The sequence below is a fragment of the Candidatus Melainabacteria bacterium genome, from assembly GCA_003963305.1.
In the GTDB taxonomy this organism is placed as follows: domain Bacteria; phylum Cyanobacteriota; class Vampirovibrionia; order Obscuribacterales; family Obscuribacteraceae; genus PALSA-1081.
This window is the reverse complement of sequence record RXJR01000012.1, coordinates 77,388-101,061: the sequence shown is the minus strand read 5'-3', so window position 1 is coordinate 101,061 and position 23,674 is coordinate 77,388. Positions and strand designations below refer to the sequence as shown.

17 protein-coding genes are annotated in these 23,674 nt (G+C 49.7%); 10 read left to right on the top strand and 7 right to left on the bottom strand.

The features are described 5' to 3' along the window. Positions 1-111: 111 nt before the first annotated feature. From EKK48_14765 to EKK48_14740, 6 genes are all read left to right on the top strand, one after another. Positions 112-1,812, top strand: a complete 1,701-nt coding sequence (locus EKK48_14765) for an NAD+ synthase (protein ID RTL41196.1) — start codon at positions 112-114, stop codon at positions 1,810-1,812. Between the two features lie 38 nt (positions 1,813-1,850). Next, the gene (locus tag EKK48_14760; protein RTL41195.1) at positions 1,851-2,411 is read left to right on the top strand and encodes a hypothetical protein; all 561 of its coding nucleotides are present in this window, start codon (positions 1,851-1,853) and stop codon (positions 2,409-2,411) included. Further along, entirely contained in the window at positions 2,408-4,417 is a 2,010-nt protein-coding gene (locus EKK48_14755; GenBank protein ID RTL41194.1) for a hypothetical protein, read from the top strand. Before EKK48_14760 ends, EKK48_14755 begins: the two co-directional genes overlap by 4 nt. Positions 4,418-4,420: 3 nt before the next feature. Next, positions 4,421-5,059, top strand: a complete 639-nt coding sequence (gene thpR, locus EKK48_14750; GenBank protein ID RTL41193.1) for an RNA 2',3'-cyclic phosphodiesterase — start codon at positions 4,421-4,423, stop codon at positions 5,057-5,059. A 127-nt stretch (positions 5,060-5,186) separates the two neighbouring features. After that, on the top strand, positions 5,187-5,636 hold the full coding sequence (locus EKK48_14745; protein ID RTL41192.1) for a response regulator: 450 nt from the start codon (positions 5,187-5,189) through the stop codon (positions 5,634-5,636). A 499-nt stretch (positions 5,637-6,135) separates the two neighbouring features. After that, positions 6,136-6,450 carry a hypothetical protein gene (locus tag EKK48_14740; GenBank protein ID RTL41191.1) on the top strand — a complete coding sequence of 105 codons (315 nt, stop codon included), beginning with the start codon at positions 6,136-6,138 and terminating at the stop codon, positions 6,448-6,450. Positions 6,451-6,591: 141 nt separating this feature from the next. Here the strand turns inward: EKK48_14740 and EKK48_14735 are convergent, their stop codons facing one another. The 4 genes from EKK48_14735 to EKK48_14720 form a co-directional block, all read right to left on the bottom strand. Then, on the bottom strand, positions 6,592-7,689 hold the full coding sequence (locus EKK48_14735) for a hypothetical protein (GenBank protein ID RTL41190.1): 1,098 nt from the start codon (positions 7,687-7,689) through the stop codon (positions 6,592-6,594). Positions 7,690-7,886: 197 nt separating this feature from the next. After that, the gene (locus EKK48_14730; GenBank protein RTL41189.1) at positions 7,887-9,659 is read right to left on the bottom strand and encodes a hypothetical protein; all 1,773 of its coding nucleotides are present in this window, start codon (positions 9,657-9,659) and stop codon (positions 7,887-7,889) included. A 289-nt stretch (positions 9,660-9,948) separates the two neighbouring features. After that, positions 9,949-11,133 carry a tRNA 2-thiouridine(34) synthase MnmA gene (gene mnmA / locus EKK48_14725; GenBank protein ID RTL41188.1) on the bottom strand — a complete coding sequence of 395 codons (1,185 nt, stop codon included), beginning with the start codon at positions 11,131-11,133 and terminating at the stop codon, positions 9,949-9,951. 168 nt (positions 11,134-11,301) lie between these two features. Then, positions 11,302-12,825 (bottom strand): tetratricopeptide repeat protein, encoded by a 1,524-nt coding sequence (locus EKK48_14720; GenBank protein ID RTL41187.1) that lies wholly within the window; start codon positions 12,823-12,825, stop codon positions 11,302-11,304. A gap of 243 nt (positions 12,826-13,068) precedes the next feature. Here EKK48_14720 and mfd point away from each other — a divergent pair, with 243 nt between their 5' ends. The 4 genes from mfd to EKK48_14700 all read left to right on the top strand — a co-directional run bounded on the left by mfd (position 13,069) and on the right by EKK48_14700 (position 19,628). Continuing rightward, positions 13,069-16,734 carry a transcription-repair coupling factor gene (gene mfd, locus EKK48_14715; protein ID RTL41186.1) on the top strand — a complete coding sequence of 1,222 codons (3,666 nt, stop codon included), beginning with the start codon at positions 13,069-13,071 and terminating at the stop codon, positions 16,732-16,734. Between the two features lie 37 nt (positions 16,735-16,771). Further along, on the top strand, positions 16,772-18,229 hold the full coding sequence (locus EKK48_14710; GenBank protein RTL41185.1) for a hypothetical protein: 1,458 nt from the start codon (positions 16,772-16,774) through the stop codon (positions 18,227-18,229). A gap of 81 nt (positions 18,230-18,310) precedes the next feature. Continuing rightward, positions 18,311-19,207 (top strand): tetratricopeptide repeat protein, encoded by an 897-nt coding sequence (locus EKK48_14705; protein RTL41184.1) that lies wholly within the window; start codon positions 18,311-18,313, stop codon positions 19,205-19,207. A 43-nt stretch (positions 19,208-19,250) separates the two neighbouring features. Then, positions 19,251-19,628, top strand: a complete 378-nt coding sequence (locus EKK48_14700; protein ID RTL41183.1) for a hypothetical protein — start codon at positions 19,251-19,253, stop codon at positions 19,626-19,628. Here the strand turns inward: EKK48_14700 and EKK48_14695 are convergent. From EKK48_14695 to EKK48_14685, 3 genes are read right to left on the bottom strand one after another with little or no spacing between them, the layout of a single operon-like run. Next, complete coding sequence (locus tag EKK48_14695; protein ID RTL41182.1) at positions 19,625-22,159, bottom strand: response regulator; 2,535 nt, start codon at positions 22,157-22,159, stop codon at positions 19,625-19,627. The genes EKK48_14700 and EKK48_14695 overlap by 4 nt on opposite strands. Continuing rightward, complete coding sequence (locus EKK48_14690) at positions 22,086-22,694, bottom strand: chemotaxis protein CheB (protein RTL41181.1); 609 nt, start codon at positions 22,692-22,694, stop codon at positions 22,086-22,088. The genes EKK48_14695 and EKK48_14690 overlap by 74 nt, the downstream gene beginning before the upstream one ends. Then, complete coding sequence (locus EKK48_14685; protein RTL41180.1) at positions 22,694-23,548, bottom strand: protein-glutamate O-methyltransferase CheR; 855 nt, start codon at positions 23,546-23,548, stop codon at positions 22,694-22,696. The genes EKK48_14690 and EKK48_14685 overlap by 1 nt, the downstream gene beginning before the upstream one ends. Positions 23,549-23,674 lie beyond the last annotated feature (126 nt).

Genomic DNA, 23,674 nt, shown 5'->3' with positions numbered 1-23,674 from the left:
TAACGGCTTGAGAAAAATGCGAAGATTAAACTCTCGTGGATGTCTCGTGAAGTGCGATAATTACAAGACGTTTGGTACCCCAGACATATACAAATTGCATAGGTGTCTTGAATGAAAGTTGCGCTCGGTCAGATTAATACGACCATCGGAGATATCGATGGAAACGTCGATAAGATGATTGCCTTCGCAATAAACGCCAAACAGGGCGGCGCTCGGCTGGTCATATTTCCGGAGTTAGCGGTCTGTGGCTACCCTCCTATGGACCTTCTGCTCAAAGACAGCTTCATCGCCGCCAACTTAAGCGGCTTGGAAAAGTTACGACAGAGCGTAAGCGGAATCGCCGTGTTAACGGGTTTCGTCGATATGAACCCCGGTGACGGACGACCGCTCTTCAACGCCTGCGCCTTCATAGACGGTGGCGAGATCGTCTCCCGCCAGTACAAAACTCTTCTGCCTTCATACGACGTCTTCGACGAAGACCGTTATTTCGAGCCAGCTCATGAATACACGCCGATCACCGTTGATGGTATCAACATCGGTCTGTCCATTTGCGAAGACATATGGAATGCCAAGCAGATCAATACCAAACCTCGATATTTGATTGACCCAATCGAGCGTATGGTCGAGCAGCATCCGCAACTGCTGATCAACATTTCGGCCTCTCCATTCTCAATCGGCAAGGAGCACATCCGGCACGATCTGGTGCGCAACCAGGCCCGTAAGCACAAAGTTCCAGTCATCTATGTAAATCAAGTAGGCGGTAACGACGAACTGATTTTCGACGGTCGCTCGATTGTCGTTAACAGCGATGGTGAGCTGATAGCCAGAGGCAATGAGTTTGCCGAAGACCTCATTTACGTTGACATCGACGCCAACCCAGATGGAACACTGCATGTGCATAACGGCATCGTCAGAAGTTCATCAGACGACCGCACCGTCAACAGCTACAAAGCCGTGGTCATGGGCACCAAAGATTATGTTCGCAAGTGTGGATTCAGTAAAACCATTATCGGTCTATCCGGCGGCATCGACTCGGCGGTGACGGCAGCTATTGCGGTCAAAGCTCTGGGCAAGGAAAACGTAGTCGGCGTAGCCATGCCTTCGCCTTTTTCGTCGCAAGGGTCTCTGGACGACGCCGAAGCCCTGGCCAAAAACTTAGGCATGGAGTACAGGGTTGTTCCAATTGAACCGGCGATGATTGCTTATAACGACATGCTCGCTCCAATATTCGAAGGCACCAATCGCGATGTCGCTGAAGAGAACATCCAGGCGCGTATTCGCGGCGGGATACTGATGGCGATTTCCAACAAATTCAACTACCTGGTTTTGACCACCGGAAACAAATCTGAGCTAGCTGTAGGCTATTGCACTTTATATGGTGACATGTGCGGCGGGCTGGCGGTTATTTCGGATCTGCTCAAAACCACTGTCTATGACCTGGCTAAATACATTAATGAAGAAGCCGGGCGAGAGATAATTCCCCGCTCGACCATGGAAAAACCCCCATCGGCAGAACTACGCCCCAACCAGACCGATCAGGACTCACTGCCTCCGTATGTGGTGCTGGACGGGGTCCTCCAGGCTTACGTCGAACAACGGCGCAAACCTGACGAAATTGTTCGCCTGGGCTACAAACCTGAAGTAATTATGGATGTTATCAACAAGACCGATAGAAGCGAATACAAGCGTCATCAGGCTGCGCCGGGTCTGAAAGTGACGACCAGAGCCTTCGGTTTTGGCTGGAGAATGCCAATAGCGCAACGTTTCAAAGAGACGGTGGGGCAGGAAACTTATCAGGTCGTATCTAAGTGATATGCTAGTTACCGGCGAGTCTGCACCGTCGAGGTTTTATGAGCAAGAAGGATGACGAAATCCAGCGTAAGTTACAAGAGCTGGAATCTGCTGTTTTGAAGGAATCCACGACACAATCGCAACAACATTTGACTGCACCGAATCAAACGTCGCCGACCGATTTGATTTCTCTGACCCAGAAAAAAAACTTGCCCACGCAACCGGTGCAAAATGATTTGATGTACTTTAGCGGCATCGCCTTGATACTGACCGGACTTTTCATGTTCTTCAATCATGTCAAAGTCGGCAGCCCGCTTCTGGGAATGCTGGGCGGTTGGGGTGGTGGCGGAGCAGGGATCGGACTTCTATTTTTGCCGCTTATGGTCGGAATAGGCTGGCTTATCTACGACTCCAAGAACAAAATCGCGTGGATTTTAACGGCGGCGAGCTGCGCCATAGCCATCTTCTCCGTTCTTAGCAGCATCACGATGCAGTTCCCAACCCTGAGTTTCCTGGGGCTGATTATGATGCTGTTGCCGTTCGCTGCCGGCGGCGCCCTGCTCCTGAAAGGAATGGGCGGACCTAAAGGCATCGAGCAGAAGATCAAAAAGTCCGAGTGACCGACCAGAATTCGAACGACGCAGAACACCACTTTTTACTTCGCACCAAAAAGTCAGGCGTTGCGTTTCTGTTTTTCGATTCACCCGGCACACAGAACTTTTTGACCCACGCGGTTATTTCCGAACTCGAACGAGCGATCGAGCAAATAATTTCTGACAACGCCATATCAGCAGTTGTATTGATTTCCGGCAAAGGCAACACATTCGTTGCTGGTGCCGATTTGCATGAAATTTTGAAATACCAAACAGCAGAAGATGCAACTCGATTGTCTGAATTCGGTAATCGAGTTTTTGCGATGCTGGCCAACCTGACCAAACCCACAGTAGCTGCCATCAACGGTTTGTGCGTTGGCGGCGGTCTCGAACTGGCTTTGTGCTGCGACAGGCGCATAGCGACCAATGCACCGATTACGGTGCTGGGTTTACCTGAAGTCAGTCACGGACTAATACCCGGACTCGGTGGCACGCAAAGGCTGCCCAGACTAATAGGAGCTGCAGCTGCAATTGAACTGACAGTCGGCAGTGACCTTTTCGATGCGCAACGAGCTTACGACCTCAAAATTGTGGATGAAGTCGTGACGCCGGACGACTTGCTCAAACGAGCGGAGCACCTGGCTCTGGAGTTGGTGCAACACGACACGTCCGTGACTGGGGACGCATCCCTTCGTCCACACGGATTGTTCAAGGGAGACACATCGCTCAAGCACGAAACATCGCTCAAGCAAGAAGCGTCACAGCCCTCAGTGGATCAACTGAAAAAGCTTTTCGCTCTCTGGCGACGCTCAGTTAGATTGAAAACAAAGAACAGGTACCCGGCAAAACTCAAAGTTTTAGATGCAATAGAAGAGGGCTTGCTAAACGGCTTTGATAGGGGCATTACCAGAGAAATTTCAACATTCGCAGAACTGGCAATTGGCGAAGTCGCCCGAAATTTGATCTTCCTATTTTTCACAAAGGAATTAGCCAAGCAACTGGCTTTCAAGGAAGCTCGGCAGGTAAGTTCGGCAAAACTATCCGACTTTAAGGTGTTTGACTATGAAGACATCCCAGCTATCACAGGCGATATCAAAACCGCGTCAGGTGAGAAGCTATTCCAATTAGCAAGCGAGTTACAGACAGATGAAGTGCTTGCCGTATTAACTTCAACTGATTCGATAAACGATCTGGTGGAAACTCTTCCCAACAAAGAGAACATTGTCGGCTTGCAGTATTTCCATCCGGTCGAACAAATCAAACTAGTGGAATTGATACCACACAAAACCACTTGCTCTTATGCTCGGGCACTTGCTGTAAAAAGTGTTTTGAAATCGAAAAAACTTCCTGTGATTGTGTCGGACAGTCCTGGATTTTTGCTGAATAGAATTGTCGCAGTCTATCTACAACACGCTGAAAGGCTGGCTCTCAGCGGAACTCCAGTCAACTGGATTGAGAAATCACTGACTGATTTCGGTATGCCAATCGGCCCGTTTGCGATGATTGATGAAATTGGACTCTCACGCGCAGCCGCAATCGTCACAAACCTCCGCAATAAATTGGGTGAACGCTTTTTCGTCAACTCGACTATTTTCAAAGCTCTTGAACTCGGCATGCAAGGGCGAAAAGCGGGCTGTGGAACTTATCTCTGGCAAAATGACGAGCGCCAGCACCTCAATCCCGACTTACAAATCAAACTGAATCTGAAAATTTCAGAGGAGCAAGTCACACCAGAGCATGCAGAAAAAATTGCACATCGAGTGATACTGCCTATGGTGGATGAAGCAGCCCGTTGCCTTGAAGAAAGAATTGTTCAACGACCGCGCGAGATTGACTTATGTCTAGTGCTTGGTATTGGTTTTCCGGCGTTCCGCGGCGGACTGCTGAAATACGCCGACTGGTTCGGCATAAAAGAACTTATTGCAGAAATAAATGAAATTTATCAAGAAACGTCCCCAATCAGTCCCATTAGCGATTACCTTATGAAGCTAGAGAGGGAAAAGCGAGGTTTTTACTCGCGAGCAACGGACTAGGGCATGCCGAAGCTATTTATTGGAACGTTTCTGAAAGAGGCAGACCAGCAGAGACTGGCCAAACTGCCGGGCTTGAACGAACACCTCGAGACTGTCTGGGCCCGGAAAATTCGCTGGGTCAAACCCGTCAACTTACATATAACCTGGCTTTATCTGGGCGATGTCGACCGTTCTCTTGTTTCCAAGGTGAGTTCGACACTGCAGAAGGTCATCTACGAACGAAACAAGATTGTCGAAGACCGTGGCGATGTAACGATGAGTTTTGCCAAACCCAGCGTCTGGCCCGACTCAAGAAAAGCGCGAGTGCTTGTCGTAGAGAGCCAGCCGGTCACATCCAAAGTCGAACAACTGGCACGCTCTATTCGAACGGGGCTCATACCCTTTTATAGCGAAGTCACAGAGAAAGAGCACAATCAGGAGTTCCGCCCGCACGTTACCCTGATTCGGCTGGACAGGCGCGTCGAGACACCGGCTGAGAAACTTTCGTTCCACAGGGTCGAAATGAGAGTCAACCCGAATGAAATAAACTCCCTTGACGAGGTCCTGCCGATCGAACTGACTGTAGAAAACGTCTGCCTGGTCGAAAGCGATGGCAAGGGCGGCGATTACAGGATACTGGACAGTGTCAAATTGAGCGGGTAGCCGCCTGACAAGGCATCAAGTTTTTTCAAAATTTTGATACGCTCACTCGCTCAGATTGACTAATCAAGCGGCGCAATAGTGTAAATTAACTGAGACGAAGTTCGCATTTTGACATTGAAGCGGTGCCATGCCTCAGAAGCCTAAACGAGCCCTTTCCCTCGTAAAAAAGACTGATCAAAAAAAATCCGGGTCAGACAAGTCAGGACCGGAATTGGTGCTGATTGTCGAAGACAACGAAGTTTTGAGACGACTGTTCCTGTCCCAACTGAAAGTAATCGGTCTGGTAGGACATGAAGCAACCAACGGAAAAGAAGCAGTTGAAGCCGTCTCCAAGGGTGAGTACGGATTGATTCTAATGGATGTCAGCATGCCGGTCATGGACGGGTTGGAAGCAACCAAACTAATTCGCGAAAACGAAAAGGCGAAAAAGCGACCACGCGTGCCGATTATTGCAGTAACAGGGATATCAGATCGCGACACATGCTTGCAGTCGGGCATGGACGACTTCATGAATAAACCGTTTTTGCTTGAGCACCTTCGCGGCGTTGTAGGGAAGTGGATGAAACACCGCGCTTGAACTACGTGATGGAGCGCCCGCCATCAGGACCTGGCAAGATCGAATCATCCCTGTCGACGTCGTAAGACCGATCGGTAGTTTCAATTTCCGCCTCATTTGGACCAGCCTCTGCCACCTCATATGGTGCGTTACTGAAGAATTCTTCCTCGGAAATATGCCCACTTTAATCAAGTCACCGAAGAAGCAAGGCACTTCCAGCGGCTTCTTATTGAATTCGATCTTGTACAACTCAAATTCATTGAAGATCTCCGCCACACACTTCACCATAACCTCCAGATCCACTTCAGTAACTGGCTGCTCGGCATCACCGTGCACGGCAAGCTCCGTCCAGACCAGCCAGTTCCGCGGTGCGGTCCGAGTGTCCAATAAAGCGATCAGCAACGCATATTGGCTCAGGTCAAGTGATGCCATTGTCCTTGCGTTTCATTTTTATAGCCGGAGGAACATATATGCTACGCATACTTCTTTTATAGCCAATCGTCTAATTACTGTAGCCGTTATGTCCCCAAATCGCCACGACAATCCCCAATCATTGATGCAGAAAGCTGCTGAAGCCCGAATAAATCAGCAGTGGGCTGAAGCAGAGTCGTTATATCGCGAAATGGCACAGGTTCTAACAATCTCAGGCAATAATGCTGAGCTTGCCGTCGTGCTCTACCACTTAGCTAAGACGCTGGAATCGCAAGGCAAGTATTTCGCCTCCTTCGAAACATTATCAGCACTAGACCTTCTACTGGTTCAACTAGAGGAACAGAATGATCGTGACTATCTCGAACAACTGAGACAGGAACAACGCGACGACGACGTCGCTTAGAGATTACCAGCGCTCTGTTAATCTGTTCCGGGCTGAGCCTCAGTTGAGCGCTGCAGCGGCCGATCAACCGGAAAGAGAGTGTACCGAAGTACACTCCCTTTCGTCGTCCTTCACCGAAAAGTGTCAGCTAGCGCAAAGCTTTTAGTTCAAGTAGGGTGTAAGCGAAGCCGGATATTTCTTGACAAGACCGCCTGCAGGATCAACTTTTATCTCCGGCGAGTTCAGGTGTTGCTGCACCAAATTGATGTAACCCGGTCTATTCTGCCAGAACACGTAGTTGAGCCCAAGTTCCTTTGCAAGTGCGTAGGTGTCTCGAACATTTTCGATGGTGTCATTAACGAGTGCACCTCCTTTTGAGGGATGCATTGTGTCAGTCCACTGGACTGCAAACCCCATCGAAACTTTTCCTGCCAGAAATGGGCACTGCGAATAGACCTTACCAACCAGATTGGAGTCCCACCGTCTCAGGTCTGGTCCACCAAAACCGATGCCTTCAGGAATTAGTTTCGTAACCATAGCTCTGTTATCTGGGACTGAGGCAGTGGGCATTATTCCGTTCATGAAACAGATGACCTGAGTGTGCGGAAACGATTTATTGAAGGCCTTAGCTCGGTCGATGATATGTTGGTTAGAGCGATCTTTATCCACTGGCATCACATTTGGTTGCTGCGCAACAACTTCAGGTTTACCCGGATTCGTCGATTCTGGTGTGTTCACCCCTTCAAGGGCAGAAATATTTGGATCGGCGCTTAAAGCTTCACCCATGCGAGATAGCAAAGCTTCCACCCGAGCCTCAACTGCAGGATCCCACAGCGCCGGTTGCTTGGCCAGCTGACCGGATTGTTTTGGAAAAGTAAAGAACGCGCTGTAGTTGCCGCCACCAGGTTTGGGCGACCCGACCAGGTATGTTGGACACACCTCATAGGGATTTGCGCTGAAACCTTTGTATTGAATTTGAACCCAAAGATATTTGTGGGCATTCTTTGCCAGCTGCATGTGTCTTTTGATACTACTAAAATCGTACTGATTTTTGCTGGGCTCAAGGTCTTTCCACTTATACGTGACCTGCACACCACGAAAAAGCGGTGAGTAATTGAGCCAGTACTTTACGTTTTCGTCAGAACTACCAAAGCCTAAAAGTATGTAATTTCCCGGATGCCATCTCGCACTCTTGCTGGTAGCGGCCATTGTTGAAGTAAGAGTGCTAGAGAGGCAGAGAATAATTGATAACAGACGCATAAAGACCTGGCTACTAAAACTGCACTTCATGTTTTTTGAGCCCTCACATTCTCGACTTGCGACAAGACTAATTGGAGAATGTGAGAAATTCCGGTGATTCACCTTACAGGTGCAGAAAACAAAGAGTGCGAACGCGACAAAATCAGTATTTGCTTCTAGCTCCAACTACCCCTGCCGCTCACCGCTTCGGTGCGAACCTATCTGCCAGGCACCGGTACAGCATTCAGGCTCGGTGCAGCCTGCGGCGCCATCTCGATTGGTCCACGCAAAGTCGGCATATTTTTCGGCAGCACCATGGGCGCCACTGAAGGTGCAACTGCAGGTGCAACGGAAGGAACTGTGGGCGCACTGACAGGCTCACCCGACGGTGGAATCAGAATCATTTTTGGTTCGGGCACCGCATTTGGTGTAGTCGTTACAGTTGTAGTTGTCGTTGTCTTGTAGACGGGAAGCGCGGGCATCAATCGATGCGGCTGAAGGTAAGTGGACGCCTCGGGTACGCTTACGTCTGGCTTCTTCGTATAGGTATACTCTTTTACCTGCGAGGAGGTCGGACTTCCCGGTCTGACGATAGTTGGAACCACAGTGGTGGTCGGTCCAGTCGGTCCTACGGTCACCGGAGCTACAGAGGCGGGCACAAGCGCCGAAGGCGAAACTACCGGAGGAGCGGAAGATGAACCACCAGGAGGAACGACCGGCGACCTTGTCACCACGGATGAAGGCACAGTTGTGGTCGGTGTTATCGTAGTAGTCGTAACGGTAGTGGTAGTAGTGGTATCACTCCAGTCCTTGACGTCGTCTTTGATTTTGCGCACTTTATATGCAATGGCGCGATTTCTAAAGTTGTTCTTGCTGGCGATGAAACCGTCCCAGTCAAAATTTACGGGGTCGGTATGGTCACCCTGCTGAGCATAGCGATGGGTAATAACATTCTCGTCCGAAACTTTATAGCGCTCCTGTAAATACGCCACAAGCTTGATAACAGACTGAAGTTGCGCAGGCGGATAATCTTGCTTGCCTGTATGACACATCTCGATGCCGATACTGTTGTCGTTGTTAATGCCGGGCAAGGTCTTAAATATGTTGATATGAACGGTGCCCAGGTCTGGGTCAACAGCCTGGAAAATCGTTCCATCGCGCTCAACTACATATTGTGCACCGGCATGTCGCAAACCAGACGAGCTCCAGGACTCGATCACACGCTCTGCACTGAGAGGAATTCCCGTTTCGGTCGAATGCATGATGATGTATTTGACAGGTTCGCGTCGCCAGAAGATGCCACCACGCAGTGGGTGATAACTGACAAGTCCTGCACGCACAAGGCTGCGCGCGGTGTATGAATCAGCGTAACCGTTGTGAAAGGACCGCGCGATTTTATCCGACACCTCATAAGGCAACGCACTGCGCTCAAACTCAGGCGGGTGCATCATGAAAAAGCTGAGCGGATAGGCATATCTCGTTTTTGGTGGGGCCGGAGTGTGCACCGTTTCGTGAGTAACGATAACAGCCTGTTGGTGGCGCCCATGGTGCGATGGAGCTTCCACATCTTTGACCTTCTCATACACAACAATCTTTCGTCCATTCTTGCCACGCTTTACGTGCGCAACCAGATGGGTCGCAGGTTCTTCTTTGTGATGCCGAGAACCCGTTATAACGGTATGAGAATGTCGGCTGCTCGCAGTTACAACGGTGCTGCGAGATCCATGATGAATTGTAGCGGTTACTGCATGGTGACCGGTCGCACTGTGACGACCGGAAGAAGAGGAAGAAGCATGATGACTTACGTGAGTGGACGCAGCCGTGTGGTGCGAAGGGGCTGACGCAGCGGTCTTCTTCGAATGAGTCTTGGCGCCGGCAGGAGCTTGCAAAATTGTTATCGTCAAAAGCGCGGCTATTAGATTAATGCCTCGCGTTGACTGAAACAAACGCTCCTGACTTACACTTCGTTCGACAAAAGACTTACGCAACATGCCACCCCACCGTGAAAGCTACATTATAAGAAGAAATGACTCCATGGGCAATGAAAAATAATGACAAAGTTCATCGCAAAACCGCATTAAAACTCGATCTATACAAAACGGATCATTTGGGTACACACGGGAACATATTGAAGATGTATGTTAGCGACCGTATATTGCGCAGATAAAATTACATTTCTCCGCGGCTGCACACATACTCAGTTAAACATGTAACGACGATTTACGCTCAGCCATTAAACGCTGACACAAAAGCATTCTCTGAGCGGCTCGGTGAATCGGATCAATCGATCCAGCCGCCACCAAGGATATACGTGTCGTCGAGATCAAAAATTCCGAGTACCTGACCCGGTGTGATAGCCGGTTGCGCATCATCAAAAGTGACACGCACGCGCTTTCCTTCAAGCGGAATCACACGTCCGGGAACAGCTTCGCTGTTGTAGCGAATTTTTACAAGGGCATCAAATGGTCCATCAGGAATCTGATCCATCAACCAGTTCATGTCAGATGCAGTCAATTCAGTGCGATACAGCGCTGATTTAGGACCAGCAAAGACGACGCGCAATTCCGGATCGAGCGAAGTGACATAAAGTGGTTCAGGATAAGCAATTCCGAGACCTTTACGCTGCCCAATTGTGTAATTATGCGTGCCTTTGTGCTCGCCTAGAACTTCACCAGTTACGGTGTGGATAATTGCGCCCGGCGCTTCCACGAGAAAGTTTGACAGGTAAGTCTGTGTCGTCGTTCCCTTTGGAATGAAACAAAGATCCTGACTGTCAGGGCGATTGGCAGAAGCCAGACCATTCTCTACGGCAATTGCCCGAATCTGTTCTTTCGTGTAATCGCCCAGAGGAAGCAGGGTCGAACGCAGCTGCTCCATGGTGATGCCCCAGAGAACATAAGCCTGATCTTTTGTACGATCGAGAGCCCGACCCAAGCGCGGTCCATTTTCAGTTTCGATGACGCGAGCATAATGCCCGGTCGCCATATATTTTGCATGCAAAAGCTTCTTCCCATAGTTGAGAAGAGCGCCCCATTTGATCAACGTATTACAAAGACTGCACGGCAGCGGCGTTCTCGCCCGCGCATATGATTCGTGAAACTGGTCGATAATTTGACTTTTGAATAGTTCTCGCAAATCAACAGCGTGATGTTCGATGCCCAGTTGTTCGCACACTCTGGCAGCATCAACCATCCCCGTGTCACAGCAGCGGCTCCCTGACTTAATCAACCAGCCGGTGACACCAACAACATCGTACCCCTGCTGCTGCAAAATCAAAGCGGTGGTGCTACTGTCCACGCCACCACTCATCGCCACAGCAACTCGAGTCTTGTTTTCTGGAACGGCACTAACAGGGCGAGCAGAAGCGACGGCGCAAGCTTCTTCGACCATTGCCGGGCTGATTTCTGTTTCTGGTCTAACTTCTGCCGTACTCATGATGCACATCCGAAACAATAAAGGGCTCACAGGAGCCCGGAGTCTCGATTGTACTACAGAATCCCGCCCTACTGACAGCCAGCCGTTCGGTTCGATACGTAACCCTTCGATTCGATACGCAACCCTTCGATTCGATACGCAACCCTTCGGTTCGCTACGTAGCCCTTCGCTTAGATACGTAACCGTTCAGTTCCCTACCTAACCCTTCGGTTCGATACCTAACCGACGCAGTCGAGCCCTGGCCGTTTCGACGTTCAAGCCGTGCGGAGCTACCTTCAAATACAGCTCATATTCTCTGACGGCATCGCGCGTCTTTTCCATCTTTTCAAGCAACAAGGCGCGATTGTAGTGAATAACGGGCAGCTCAAGACCCGCTTGGGCAATGGCAGATTTATATTCGTTATCGGCATCGGCAAATTTGTTTCGCTTCTTAAGCAGCATTGCCAGGGCGTTATGTGCCACGGGCAACGGCGTTCGTGTCGCTTTTGAATCCTCTATTGCTTGCCTGAACTCAGCTTCAGCGTTTTTGTCATCATCCAGCAAGCGGTAAGTCTGCCCGAGATTGTAGTGGGCAGAGGGGAAGGGACCCTTCTTGAGCTTGATTGCTTGTTTGTAATATAGAACCGCCCGCTCGTAGTTACCGTGTGGGGTAGCTCCGCGCTGGTGCGCAACGACGTAGCCCAGATTGTTGTAGAGAACAGGGTCGTCGCCGTTATTTTCCAGAAGAGTGTGTATGGCTGATTCAGCAGGCTTCCAGGCTCTTGCCTTGATCAATTTCTCGACACCGGCCATATCGTTGACATCACTCGGCAAGGCTGTAGAGCTGGATCCCCTGACGTGTTCCAGAAATCGGCGGGTATCGGCTGCGTAACTGGGATCCTTTTCATAACGAAGGGACATTTCAAGTGCTTTCTCAGCCTCGCCCTTGTTGTTCAAAGCAGCTTCAGCCAGACCAAGGTGGTAATAGGCCATGGCGTATTCGGGCTTGAACTTTACAGCACGCCTGGCGTTTTCTGCCGCCAGCTCATACTTCTTAGTGTTGTAATACATGCGAGCCAGGCAGTTGTACGCCATGGCAAAGTCAGGTCGAATGCGCAGAGCCTGATTGAAATAATCAATAGCTTCGTCATTACGGCGCTGGTCGGCCAGAGCATTAGCTAAGTTGACCATCGGCTCGACCTTGGCGTCATCAGACTTGGCCAATTGAAGAGCCTGCTTGTAATACAAAATGCACTGGTCGAACTTTTCCTGGTGATATGTAGCAGAACCAAGATTGTTAAGGATGTGCACATTAAGCGGGTCGATATTCAAGCCTTTGGTCAGCTCCGCTTCAGCTCGTTTAAAGTCGTTTTGCCTGAGATAAGTGGCACCGATGCCGTTGTAGGCGCCCGCGCAGTTAGGCGCCAGTTTCAGAGCCTCATTGAATTGCTTACGAGCCTCGACATACTGACCTTTGTCGATCAAACGATTTCCGGCAATCAGCCTGTCGTTGACCTCTTTTATGTTGCCACGATCTTCTTGCTGGTTATTGTCATCTTCGGACGCGGACGGCTGATCAGTGGACTGCGCAATCAGTAGCTGCTGCGCCTGAGCTGGTGCCTGAGCCGCTGCCTGTGCCTGAGCCAGCGATTGAGCCCACGATTGTGCCTGCATCTGAGGCTGCGGCTGCGCCTGGACCTGGACTTGAGGACAGATCCACAAAGTCGCCGACATGGTACCCACGCTTAGCGCCACCAGGGATCTCGCTACAAAATTTCTGCTTTCTGAATTCAACTCGATATCTAACTAAAAATGCTCAAGAACCTTTCAACATAATAGCGGGTTACAGAAAGAACATCCTTGATGGCTGTGTGCTACGATCATATATTCCCCAAATTTCCGAGCTCATGGTGGGATGGGGTTTTAAGGCTGATGATGCCTTGAAATAAACAATCGGTGTCCTTCAATTCGGGGCAAATTTAAAATATGCGCGAGAACGTTCTTGCAACTGCATTGCACCAGAGGTTTCTGGATTGCCCACAGTATGCTCGTCTTCTTGCTCGTACCGCACGAGCAGCCGTCGGTGAACTGAACATTGCAGGGCTTGCCGACTCGGCCAAGTCACTGATTTTGTCAGTCTTAATGCACGAAGTTAAACGACCGTTTTTTCTGATTGTGCCTGACAATCATGCGGGGGCGAGGTTTCAGCAGGAGCTGACAAATCTGACGCGCTACCCGGTCTATTTCTATCCACTTTCGGAAGTCTCGCCTTATGAGCAAGTTCTGAGCAGCCCAGATAATGTCTCGGCGCAGATGGAAGTGCTGCAAAAAATCATCACCGCACCAGATGAACCGATGTTCGTGCTCGTTCCGGCACGCGCTTTGATGCAACGAGTGCTCGACAGAGAAACGCTGGCAGCCAACAATTTCACGCTCTCTGTAGGCGAAACGCTCGATCCTAAAGAACTCTCTGCCCGACTGGTTCGCCTTGGCTATTCACGGGAGACTCTCGTTTCTCTGCGAGGAGAATTTAGTATCAGGGGCGATATCATCGATATCTATCCATCTTCTGGACCGCCATTTCGTATCGAACTCTTCGGAGACGAAATTGAGTCTATTCGACTATTCAACATCGAAAATCAAAGGTCAGTCGAAGAAGCGAAGACGGTTCTGATACCACCCAGATATTGGGTGATTTTGGATACGAAGAAGAAAGAAGAGTTTCAAGCACTCGTAAATGAACTGCGCGCTGTCGCCGATCGCACCATCGAGGCACTGGGAGACAGTGCCGCAGCCGAAACTCTGCGCGCCGTCATGGAAAACGATCTGACAGGCTTCGAGTCTGGATCATATCCCGAATCGACTGAGTACTACGCGCCCTTTGTCCACAAGAATCTGACCACGCTGGTCGACTACCTGCCGCCCAACGCACTCCTTCTCTTTGACGAGTGGGATACGTTGATAATGTCGTTGACTTCTTACGAAGAAAAGTTGAACGCCTCCTATGAGGAAGGACTTTCCACGGGCAGATTGCTGCCATTACCGTCATTGCTGCATATGTCGGTGGAAGACGTTACGACGAAAATGAAAGAACGCCAGCGCGTTTTTCTTTCCAGCTTGCCGATTTTCGATAATGAGATGCAGACCGGGCTGGTCAAATTCGACTGCCATTCGATTGAACGCTTCGGCAATCAGATGCAAGCGCTTGTAGAAAAGATTCGACAATGGCGCAAAGAAGGACATCGAGTTCTTATCTCAACGGAACAGCCACAGCGCATTCTGGGCTTGATGAAAGAGTGGGACATCGCCGCCACTTATATTCCCGGACCAAAAGAAGGCTCAGTAGCCAAAGACATAGCCGAACACGGCGCCACTGCCGCAGAATCACCGGCTTCGCTTGGAGAGTTGCTGAATACTCCCGGGCGACCTGGTGCCGCAGGCGGTGCGCAAGAAGTTTGGGTGACGAGACACGGATTCCTGGGCGGTTTCAGACTGGAAGACGTGCAGCTGGTATCAGTCACAGATGCCGAGATGTTCGGGCTGAAGCGCAAACCTGCGGTGTATCGCCGACCCACGGCAGAGAAAACTTACGATCGATTTACGTCGGTTGCCGACCTGAAGATTGGCGACTATGTCGTGCACATCAAACAGGGGATCGGACAGTTCGTTGGCGTTCAACGAATAAGCGTTGACGGACAACAGAGAGAATATCTCACGGTTCAGTATTCAGGTGAAGATAGGCTCTACGTACCGGTCGACCAGATCAACTTGCTTTCGCGTTATCGCGGCGCCGGAGAAAACGCTCCTCGTCTCTCCAGACTCGGTGGTGCCGAGTGGGAAAACGTCAAGAAACGCGTCAAGAAGTCTGTCAAGGCAGTTGCCGAAGACCTGGTCAATCTGTACGCGATGCGAGCTAAACAAGAAGGTTTCGCCGCTCTTCCAGACACACCGTGGCAATACGAAATGGAAGAAGCCTTCCGCTTCGAAGAAACACCGGATCAATGGCAGGCAATCGTAGATACCAAGCGCGATCTGGAATCAACGAAACCCATGGACCGATTGATCTGCGGAGACGTCGGTTTCGGAAAAACAGAAGTGGCTGTACGGGGAATTTTCAAAGCCGTCATGTCTGGAAAGCAGGCGGCGATCCTGGTGCCTACCACTATCCTTGCGCAGCAGCATTACAATACGATGGCAGAGCGCTTTGCGCCTTACCCGATCAAGGTCGGCTTGCTCAGCCGCTTCAAGAGCGCAAAAGAGCAGCGCGAGGTAGTCGTCAAACTGGCCTCCGGCGAATGTGATGTTGTAGTCGGCACACATCGTATGTTGCAGAAAGACATTCAATTCAAAGACCTGGGTCTGATTGTCATCGACGAAGAGCAAAGATTCGGCGTTGGTCACAAAGAAAAACTGAAGCAGTTGCGGGTCATGGTTGATGTGTTGACGATGTCAGCGACTCCGATTCCGAGAACGCTGCACATGGCATTGACCGGCGCACGCGACATGTCGCTGATTAACACGCCTCCGACTAATCGCGCACCGATCAAGACCTTTGTCGGTGAATACAAATTGCCTCTGGTGCGCACCGCCATTCTTCACGAGATGGAACGTGGTGGTCAGATTTACGTCGTGCACAATCGTGTGGAAAGCATTGAGGCAATCGCTTTCGAAATCAAGACACTGGTACCGGAAGCACGTGTCATCGTCGGACATGGTCAGATGAACGAACGAGAGCTGGAGAATGTAATGCTCGATTTCGCAGCGCATTCATACGACATTCTCGTTTGTACAACAATTATTGAATCAGGACTGGACATTCCTAACGTCAACACAATCATTGTCAACGAAGCCGACAAACTCGGTCTGGCACAGTTGTATCAGCTCAGAGGACGTGTCGGCAGAAGCGACGTGCAGGCTTATGCCTACTGCCTGTATCGCCCGCAAAAGGTGCTGAGTGAAACTGCACAAAACAGATTGAAGGCAATTCGAGAATTTACATCGCTGGGTTCAGGCTATCAAATTGCTCTCCGTGACATGGAAATTCGCGGCGTCGGAAATATTCTGGGCGCAGAACAGCACGGGCACATGGTGTCGGTCGGATTCGATCTGTACTGCAAACTGCTTGAAGAATCAGTCGCCGAGCTGAAAGGCGAGGCTGTGGCAATGGATGCAGATACTCAAGTCGACATCAACGTCACGGCATTCATTCCAGAATCATATGTATCGGACAACGAACAACGTTTGATCGAATACAAACGACTGGCAGATGTAAAGTCAGAGCGGCAGCTCGACATGCTATTGGAAGAATGGCAAGACCGATTTGGCAACCCGCCGCAAGAAGCATTGCAACTGACTGCGGTGGTGCGCTTACGCTTGCTTTCAGCCAGGGCCGGTGTCACCGCAATCAAGCCGGAAGCGCAGGGAATTCGTTTATCAGTAAACTTCCGATTGCAACAATGGTTGCCAATTCAAGCGCGCTTGCCGAAGCATCTGGGAACGCGCACCACATACAAACCGGGAGCAGCAGGTGGTGCAGGACCTACGCCATATATTCTGGTCAGATCTCAAGGCATTTCGCCGCCAGAACAGCTTGATTTGCTCCAAGAATTGCTAAGTGCTATGGTTTCTAATAGCCAAGAAAAAGCGAGTTGAGAATCTTGGCTATCCTCAAAAGTGAAGGGTGAGCGTCTTGAAAACGAGAACAGTGAAAAGTAGTGGTGCATCACGCGCGGTGATAGCACTGTCTTTTAGCATCATGTTGCTTTCCAGCTGCAGTAAAACAGACGAAAAAGTCGATGCCACTAAAACAACGACGGCTACGACAACCAGCACGACGACGACAACTTCCGGCACCGAAAAAACAAACGGCTCGAAAAATGCTGAACTTCAAGACGGGTTGCTGCCCCAAATCGAGGCCGCTAGAAAACAGATCAAACTCGGTAAAATGCCCGACTCCGATGTCATCTGCATGGTAGCGGGAACGCCAATTACCATCGGGCAATACCGTAGAACTTTGCTACAAGAAGAGGAACAAATCCAAACTTCTCTAAGCGCTGATCAACAGGCACAACAAGCACTGCTTGCTGAAGCGAAAAATGAAGGAGTCACCCTCACTGCAGATGAGCGCAAACGGCTGCTGGAAACCGCAATCAAAGCAGAAAATGTCAGCGGCGGCATCGTGAAAAAACACCTCGATTCAGTGCATGAAACGACAGATCACTTCAACCAATACGTTCTGGATCTGGGACTCGCATTCAAAATGGCCAGTGCACGCGTGGAAAAAATTCTTCTTCATCAACTAGTCGATCGTGAGATTCTATGCGGAGCGGCGAGAACCAAAGGCTACGGTCCAGCTGCGTACAACGTATACATCGACGCGAAGAAAAACAAAGTCTACGACAAAATGATTGCCGCTGGTTATAACAAAGACCAGATTCGTGACGACATCGTGCAAGGTGAACTAGTCAGAAAAATGCTCGAGACAATCCGCAAATCAGCGACCGTCTCAGACGCCGAAGTTCAAGCTCTTTACGATAAGAACAAAGACAAATTCAAGCACGGTGATCTGGTCAGATTGAGCCAAATCATTATTGCAGCACCGACGAAAGACTCGCCTCAACAGCCAAGCATGAGGACCCAGATAAAACAGCAGGATCCAAAAATTTCTGCTGCAGACCTCGACAAGAAAGTAAAAATCGTCGAACAACAACAAAAGCAGAAAGCTCAGGAGCTTCTTGATAAAGCTTTAAAAGGCGCCGATTTCGCCAAACTCGCCAACGAATTCACCGATGACATCGCCACCCGAGCGGCAAAGATTGGCGGCGATATGGACTTTCTCGAAAAGGACCATATGCTCAAAGAATTTGCCGCCAAAGTGGACTCTATGAAAGTCGGGCAAGTCTATCCAAACTTGATTACGAGTGAATTTGGCTACCACATCATCAAAATGACCGACCGCAAGCCGGGCGGCGTTCAACCTCTGTCGGCGGTAAAAGACAACTTGAAAGCCTATCTGCAGCAGGTTGCAGAGCAAAAGGCATTACAAGATTGGTTGCTGGAACACCGAAAATCGACCGACATCAAGTTGTCGCCAGAGTTCCAGACACTCGTCGATGCCGCCGATAAAGGCAAAAGCAAAGCTCAGTAAGGATTATAGGCTCTCGGCAGCGCAACATCGTCCGTAATGAACTATAATTCGGCGAGATGTGCGTAACTTGCCGAGGTTAATATGATCAGACCAAAGTCAGCTTCAATAAGTCTCCTTGCAACTCTTTTTCTTCTGAACTGCGGCGTTCAGAGCTTTGCAGCAGACGAAAGCAAAAAATCCAATGACAAGCCGAAAAGTGGTGAGGCTGCTGCGAGCAAAGCCTCTACGGATGCTTTCGAAGCCAACAAAGCCGGCACGGCTCTGGTTGTAAAAGGTAATTTTAAAGAAGCAATTGCGAAGTTCGATGAGGCTATCAAACTAAGCCCGAAATATGGTCGAGCCTATTCCAATCGCGCCGCAGCCTACGCTGGCCTTGGTAATTTCAAACAAGCCGAGAAAGATGCGTCCAAAGCAATCAGCATTAGACCCAACATGGGACATGCATATTTGAATCGCTCCTGGGCTGAAAACAAATTGGGCGAATTTTCCAAAGCATTAAAAGATGCCGAAAAAGCCATCGAATTAGACAAAGACGATGCGATGGCATACGTCAACAGAGCACATGCGCTCAATAAGCTTGGACGACAGAAAGAAGCAATCGAGGCGTCAAATAAAGCGCTCGAAATCTCACCCAATCTGCCACCGGCTCTGATTAACAGATCACATGCTTACAGCGCCATCGGGGAACATTCCAAATCACTCGAAGACGCCAACAAAGCTGTAGAAATTGCCCCGAAGAAGGCTCTAGCCTGGAGCAATCGCGCCCATGCAAAAATGCACAAAGGTGAATGGCAGGCTGTCATCGAGGATTGCAACAAGGCCATCGAACTAAATCCAAACCTGGGAATAGCTTATTGGAACCGAGCCTACGCTTACGACAAGCTGGGCAAGAAAGATCCCTGCAAAGACGACATGAAGAAAGCCGCGGATCTCGGGGTGACTAACAACGACATCAAGGAATTCAAAAAGAAAAAGTAGTCATATTACTTGGCGCAGACTATCGATAAACGGAGCAGTCATTATGTCGATTTCCAACTTCAAAAAATCATTTTTAGTTGCCACAGCAATTGCATTCGCATCAGTCGCACCTGTATTGGCCGAGTCTGAATCAGGCGGCTTCATATTTGGTGGCGGCGACTCAGAAAGCGGCGGCGTATACAACTCAGGCGCCGAAACAAGTGCCGGCGCTCGTAACAACGGCGGCTTCTCTGAATCTGGCGGTGTGATGAATTCAGGCGCAGAATCAGAGTCCGGTGGTATCGCTAACACAGGCGCAGAATCGGAGTCAGGCGGACCGAGAAACAACGGGGCCGAAAGCGATTCTGGATTCACAATCAGGAACGCAGTCGACAACCCGTACACCAAAAACTACCACTGGGGTTCGAACCCAGGCGGTTAGCCTGATTCGACAATCGGAACAGGTAGTTCATCGACTATTTTCTTCAGTACTTCAAACGACCTCTCCAGGCGATTGAAGTGCAGGGGGATGGTTTGCCAGTCACTAGCTTTCCCGGCACATTCCAATTCCTTACTGATTGCTGACACTTTTGTGGCGCCCATGCCGGCAGCCGCCCCTTTGATCTCATGGGCTTTATCAATTATCTTCTCAAGATTCTTGTCCACAAGTGCAGCACGTATCTCATCCAACGACCTTTGTGTCGAAACAAGGAAAAGCGGCATCAATTCCGCCAACAATTCTTCTGGAAGCACCTTCTCCAGGTCTTGCAGGCGCTCGTCTGTGTCTTTCTGGTTCTTACCATCGCTCTCTTCGGTCCACTTCGAAAGCATCTTAGACATCTTCTCGAGCGAAGTCGGCTTGCTCAAATAATCATCCATGCCCGCCGCTATGCACTTCTCCCGGTCGCCCTCCATGGCGTGTGCCGTCAACCCGATAATGGGGATGTGCTTTCCAGTCATCGTTTCTGACTTGCGAATTACGCCGGTCGTCTCGAATCCATCCATATCAGGCATCTGGCAATCCATCAACACAAGCGCATAATTCCGCTTCTTTAGCTCTTCGATCGCCTTTCTGCCGCTTCCCACCGCAAAAGAGCCATAGCCCAATTTCTTCAGTTGCAACATTGCCACTTTCTGATTTACCGGATTGTCTTCGGCAATCAACACCATCGCTTTTTCTGGCGTTGCATCAGAGCCTTCGGACATCTCATGCTTGAGCAACTCTTTGCTTACATCATCGGTAATCATTACCTTCGCAATCGAGTTGAACAATCGCGACTGCTGCACAGGCTTGGTCAAGTAGGCAGAGAAGCCCGATTCGAGAGCTTTTTCACCTTGATTCTTGATATCGTATCCGGTGCAGAGAAAAACTTTCGTATTCTTCAGAGACTTTTCTTGCTTGATACGTTTCAACAAATTGAATCCATCATGCTCCGGCATAGCAAGATCAGTTATGACGATATCAAAGGGATTTTTGGACTTAGCTCGCTCTTTCAAGATCTTCAATGCTTCATCGACGCTGCTCGCAGAATCACAACTCATACCCCAGGATTTGACATAAGCCTGAATGATAGTGCGCGCGCTGTCCTGGTCATCGACGACAAGAACGCGTGTACTCTCCAACTTTTCAGGGTCCAACGTAGTACTTCTGGTAGCTGGTCCGACCGCAAAGGGCACTTCAAACCAGAATAAGGAGCCTTCTCCCACGGTGCTCGTAACACCAATCCGTCCGCCCATCAATTCAACCAGTCGCTTTGAGATCGACAGACCAAGCCCAGTTCCACCAAACTTGCGAGTAGTCGAGCCGTCGGCCTGAGAGAACGGGCGAAACAGGCGGTCTATTGCATCAGCCGACAAGCCGATGCCAGTGTCTTTGACAGCAAAGCTAATCAAGACTTTTCCATCACCATTTGATGCATCAGATTTGGTGGCGCGAATTACAACCTCACCCTTGTCGGTGAACTTCATGGCATTGCCTATGAGATTAAGCAACACCTGCCTGAGACGCCCTGAATCGCCTTTCAACACTCGGGGCAATTCGGGATCGATAAAAGTCATTACAGCAATATTCTTATATCGAGCCTGCTCGCTCAGCAATTCTGCAGTACCCTCGACAAGTGGTACCAGCTCAAAATCGATCATCTCCAGATCCAGCTTTCCCGCCTCAATCTTGGAGAGGTCTAGAATGTCGTTGATGATAATCAGAAGAGCCTGCGCGGACTCCCTGATAATTCGCGCGAATTCGCGTTGCTCTGTTGTGAGCGAGGTATGCAAGAGCAGTTCGGCCATACCAATCACACCATTCATCGGTGTGCGAATTTCATGACTCATATTAGCCAGGAACTCCGTCTTCAAGCGATCGGCTTTCTGCAGCTGACGACTGCGCTCTTCCAATAGCTCAGTCTCCATTTCTTGCCTGAGTAACTCTTGATGAATCAATTGCTTTTCGGTTTCTAACCGATCTTTCTCCTCTTGCGCCCGTTGCTTCTCAATCTCGGCTATCAGTTCAGCTTGTCGCTTGATCTCCTGCGTTTTCTTGAACAAGTCGACAAAGACGCTGACCTTAGATTTCAACACATCTGCATTGAATGGTTTAACGATGAAATCGACTGCACCGAGCGAATATCCAAGCGCCCTGTCGGCGTCTTCCGTATACATAGCGGTAAGAAAAATAATCGGCGTATGCTTGGAGTTTTCGCGCTGCCTGAAGAGCGATGCGGTCTCGAACCCGTTCATACCAGGCATATTTACGTCTAAAATTACAATCGCAAAATCATCATGCAAGAGCGCTTTCAAAGCATCTTTTCCAGAATGCGCTTTAACCACGTTCTGCCCGAGCGCCTCAAGAACAGCCTCGAGAGCGATCAGATTTTCCGGCTGATCATCAACGACCAATATGTTAACCGGTTGCTCTTGTAGCATTGCTCGCCCCTCCTTCGCGCACGATATTGGAGACGAACGGACCAATCTCATCAAGATGCATTACGCGAGCATGCTTTGTCGCGGATACGGCAGACCTGGGCAGGGTGTCTTTCTCAGCAGTGAGTGGGTCTTGAATAATCACCAGACCGCCCCTTGCCTCGACGCTGGCAGCACCGTCTGCGCCATCACGACTTGCCCCGGTCAAAACCACGCATATGACACTGCTACCGTAAGTTCGAGCAGCTGAGTCAAATGCGACGTCAATGGAAGGACGAGCATAAGTGACAGGCTCGTCGGCAGAAAGTGCTATGCACTCACGCTCAATCAACAAGTGATAGTCAGCCGGCGCCAGGTAAATGCAATTGAACTTCAAAGGAGTTTTGTCTTCTGCCTCTTCTATACGACGCCTGGTATAGCGCTGAATCATATTAGTGAGCAAGTTGTCCATACTGCTTTCAGCCTTTTGCTCGCGGTGCTGAACCAGAACGATGGGTATTACACAGTTATCGTCGAGTCCGGCAAGCAACGTTTTGGTGGCAGACAATCCGCCCAGCGAACTACCTATAATGATGAGTTTGTAGCTCATCACGCGCACCTCTTGTACAGTTTCATAGCGGAATCAAGCTCTTCATATGAGGATTCCAACTTACTAAATTTTAGCGACTCTCTTTTGCCTAAAGCTAGAATTCCGAACGAAGCCATACTTTCGTGCAACAAATCGAGCACTTTCGCACGAAGCTCTTCATTGAAATAGATGAGTACGTTGCGGATCAAAACGAGGTTGAACTCGTTAAACGATTTGTCCGTAACCAGGTTGTGTTGCGCAAAAATGATGTTCTGACGCAAATCCTGGTTGATGATTGCATAATCGTATTTTGCTGTGTAATAGTCGGAAAAAGAAGTTTTGCCACCAGACTGAATATAGTTATCGGTGAATTCCTTCATATGAGATAGAGGGAAAATTCCAGTCTTAGCCTTGCGCAAAACATCTTCATTCATATCAGTCGCATAGATTCTGCAGCGATCGTATATTCCTTCCTCCTTGAGAACAATCGCCATGGAATACGCCTCTTCTCCGGTCGCACAGCCGGCATCCCAGATGCGAATCATTGGATACGTTTTCAGAATAGGCACCACTGACTTGCGAATGGCCAGAAAAAATGCAGGATCTCTGAACATCGTAGTTACATTGACAGTGAGCGACAAAACGAATTTGTCCATCATGCTTGACTGATGCAAAACAGCTTCCTGCACCGCTGAGATTGTTGACAGACCTTCCTGCTCGGCGAACTTCAAAATGCGCCGACGTATTGACGCCGACGCATAACTGCGGAAATCGTAACCGTATCGACGGTAAATTCCGTCAAGCAGTAAATCGATTTCGATCGATTCGATCTCGTCTTTTACTTCTAAAGTATTGTTGGAATCCAAATCTTTCATTGCTTTGGTATTTGTTGGTGTCCGTGGCCTTATGCACCCGGGACGGGTGCGCTCCATAATTCCTCCGCTCTTTGGTGCCTCCGTTTTTTGGTGCACCCGAGACGGGTGCGCTCCATGTTTTCTCTA

What these genes read in the sequence shown, in the direction of transcription:
- EKK48_14765 (RTL41196.1), top strand. Translation starts at nt 112, where the DNA reads ATGAAAGTTGCGCTCGGTCAGATTAATACGACCATCGGAGATATCGAT.
- EKK48_14760 (RTL41195.1), top strand. Translation starts at nt 1,851, where the DNA reads ATGAGCAAGAAGGATGACGAAATCCAGCGTAAGTTACAAGAGCTGGAA.
- thpR (RTL41193.1), top strand. Translation starts at nt 4,421, where the DNA reads ATGCCGAAGCTATTTATTGGAACGTTTCTGAAAGAGGCAGACCAGCAG.
- EKK48_14745 (RTL41192.1), top strand. Translation starts at nt 5,187, where the DNA reads ATGCCTCAGAAGCCTAAACGAGCCCTTTCCCTCGTAAAAAAGACTGAT.
- EKK48_14740 (RTL41191.1), top strand. Translation starts at nt 6,136, where the DNA reads ATGTCCCCAAATCGCCACGACAATCCCCAATCATTGATGCAGAAAGCT.
- EKK48_14735 (RTL41190.1), bottom strand. Translation starts at nt 7,689, where the DNA reads ATGCGTCTGTTATCAATTATTCTCTGCCTCTCTAGCACTCTTACTTCA.
- EKK48_14730 (RTL41189.1), bottom strand. Translation starts at nt 9,659, where the DNA reads ATGTTGCGTAAGTCTTTTGTCGAACGAAGTGTAAGTCAGGAGCGTTTG.
- mfd (RTL41186.1), top strand. Translation starts at nt 13,069, where the DNA reads ATGCGCGAGAACGTTCTTGCAACTGCATTGCACCAGAGGTTTCTGGAT.
- EKK48_14705 (RTL41184.1), top strand. Translation starts at nt 18,311, where the DNA reads ATGATCAGACCAAAGTCAGCTTCAATAAGTCTCCTTGCAACTCTTTTT.
- EKK48_14700 (RTL41183.1), top strand. Translation starts at nt 19,251, where the DNA reads ATGTCGATTTCCAACTTCAAAAAATCATTTTTAGTTGCCACAGCAATT.
- EKK48_14695 (RTL41182.1), bottom strand. Translation starts at nt 22,159, where the DNA reads ATGAGATTGGTCCGTTCGTCTCCAATATCGTGCGCGAAGGAGGGGCGA.
- EKK48_14690 (RTL41181.1), bottom strand. Translation starts at nt 22,694, where the DNA reads ATGAGCTACAAACTCATCATTATAGGTAGTTCGCTGGGCGGATTGTCT.
- EKK48_14685 (RTL41180.1), bottom strand. Translation starts at nt 23,548, where the DNA reads ATGAAAGATTTGGATTCCAACAATACTTTAGAAGTAAAAGACGAGATC.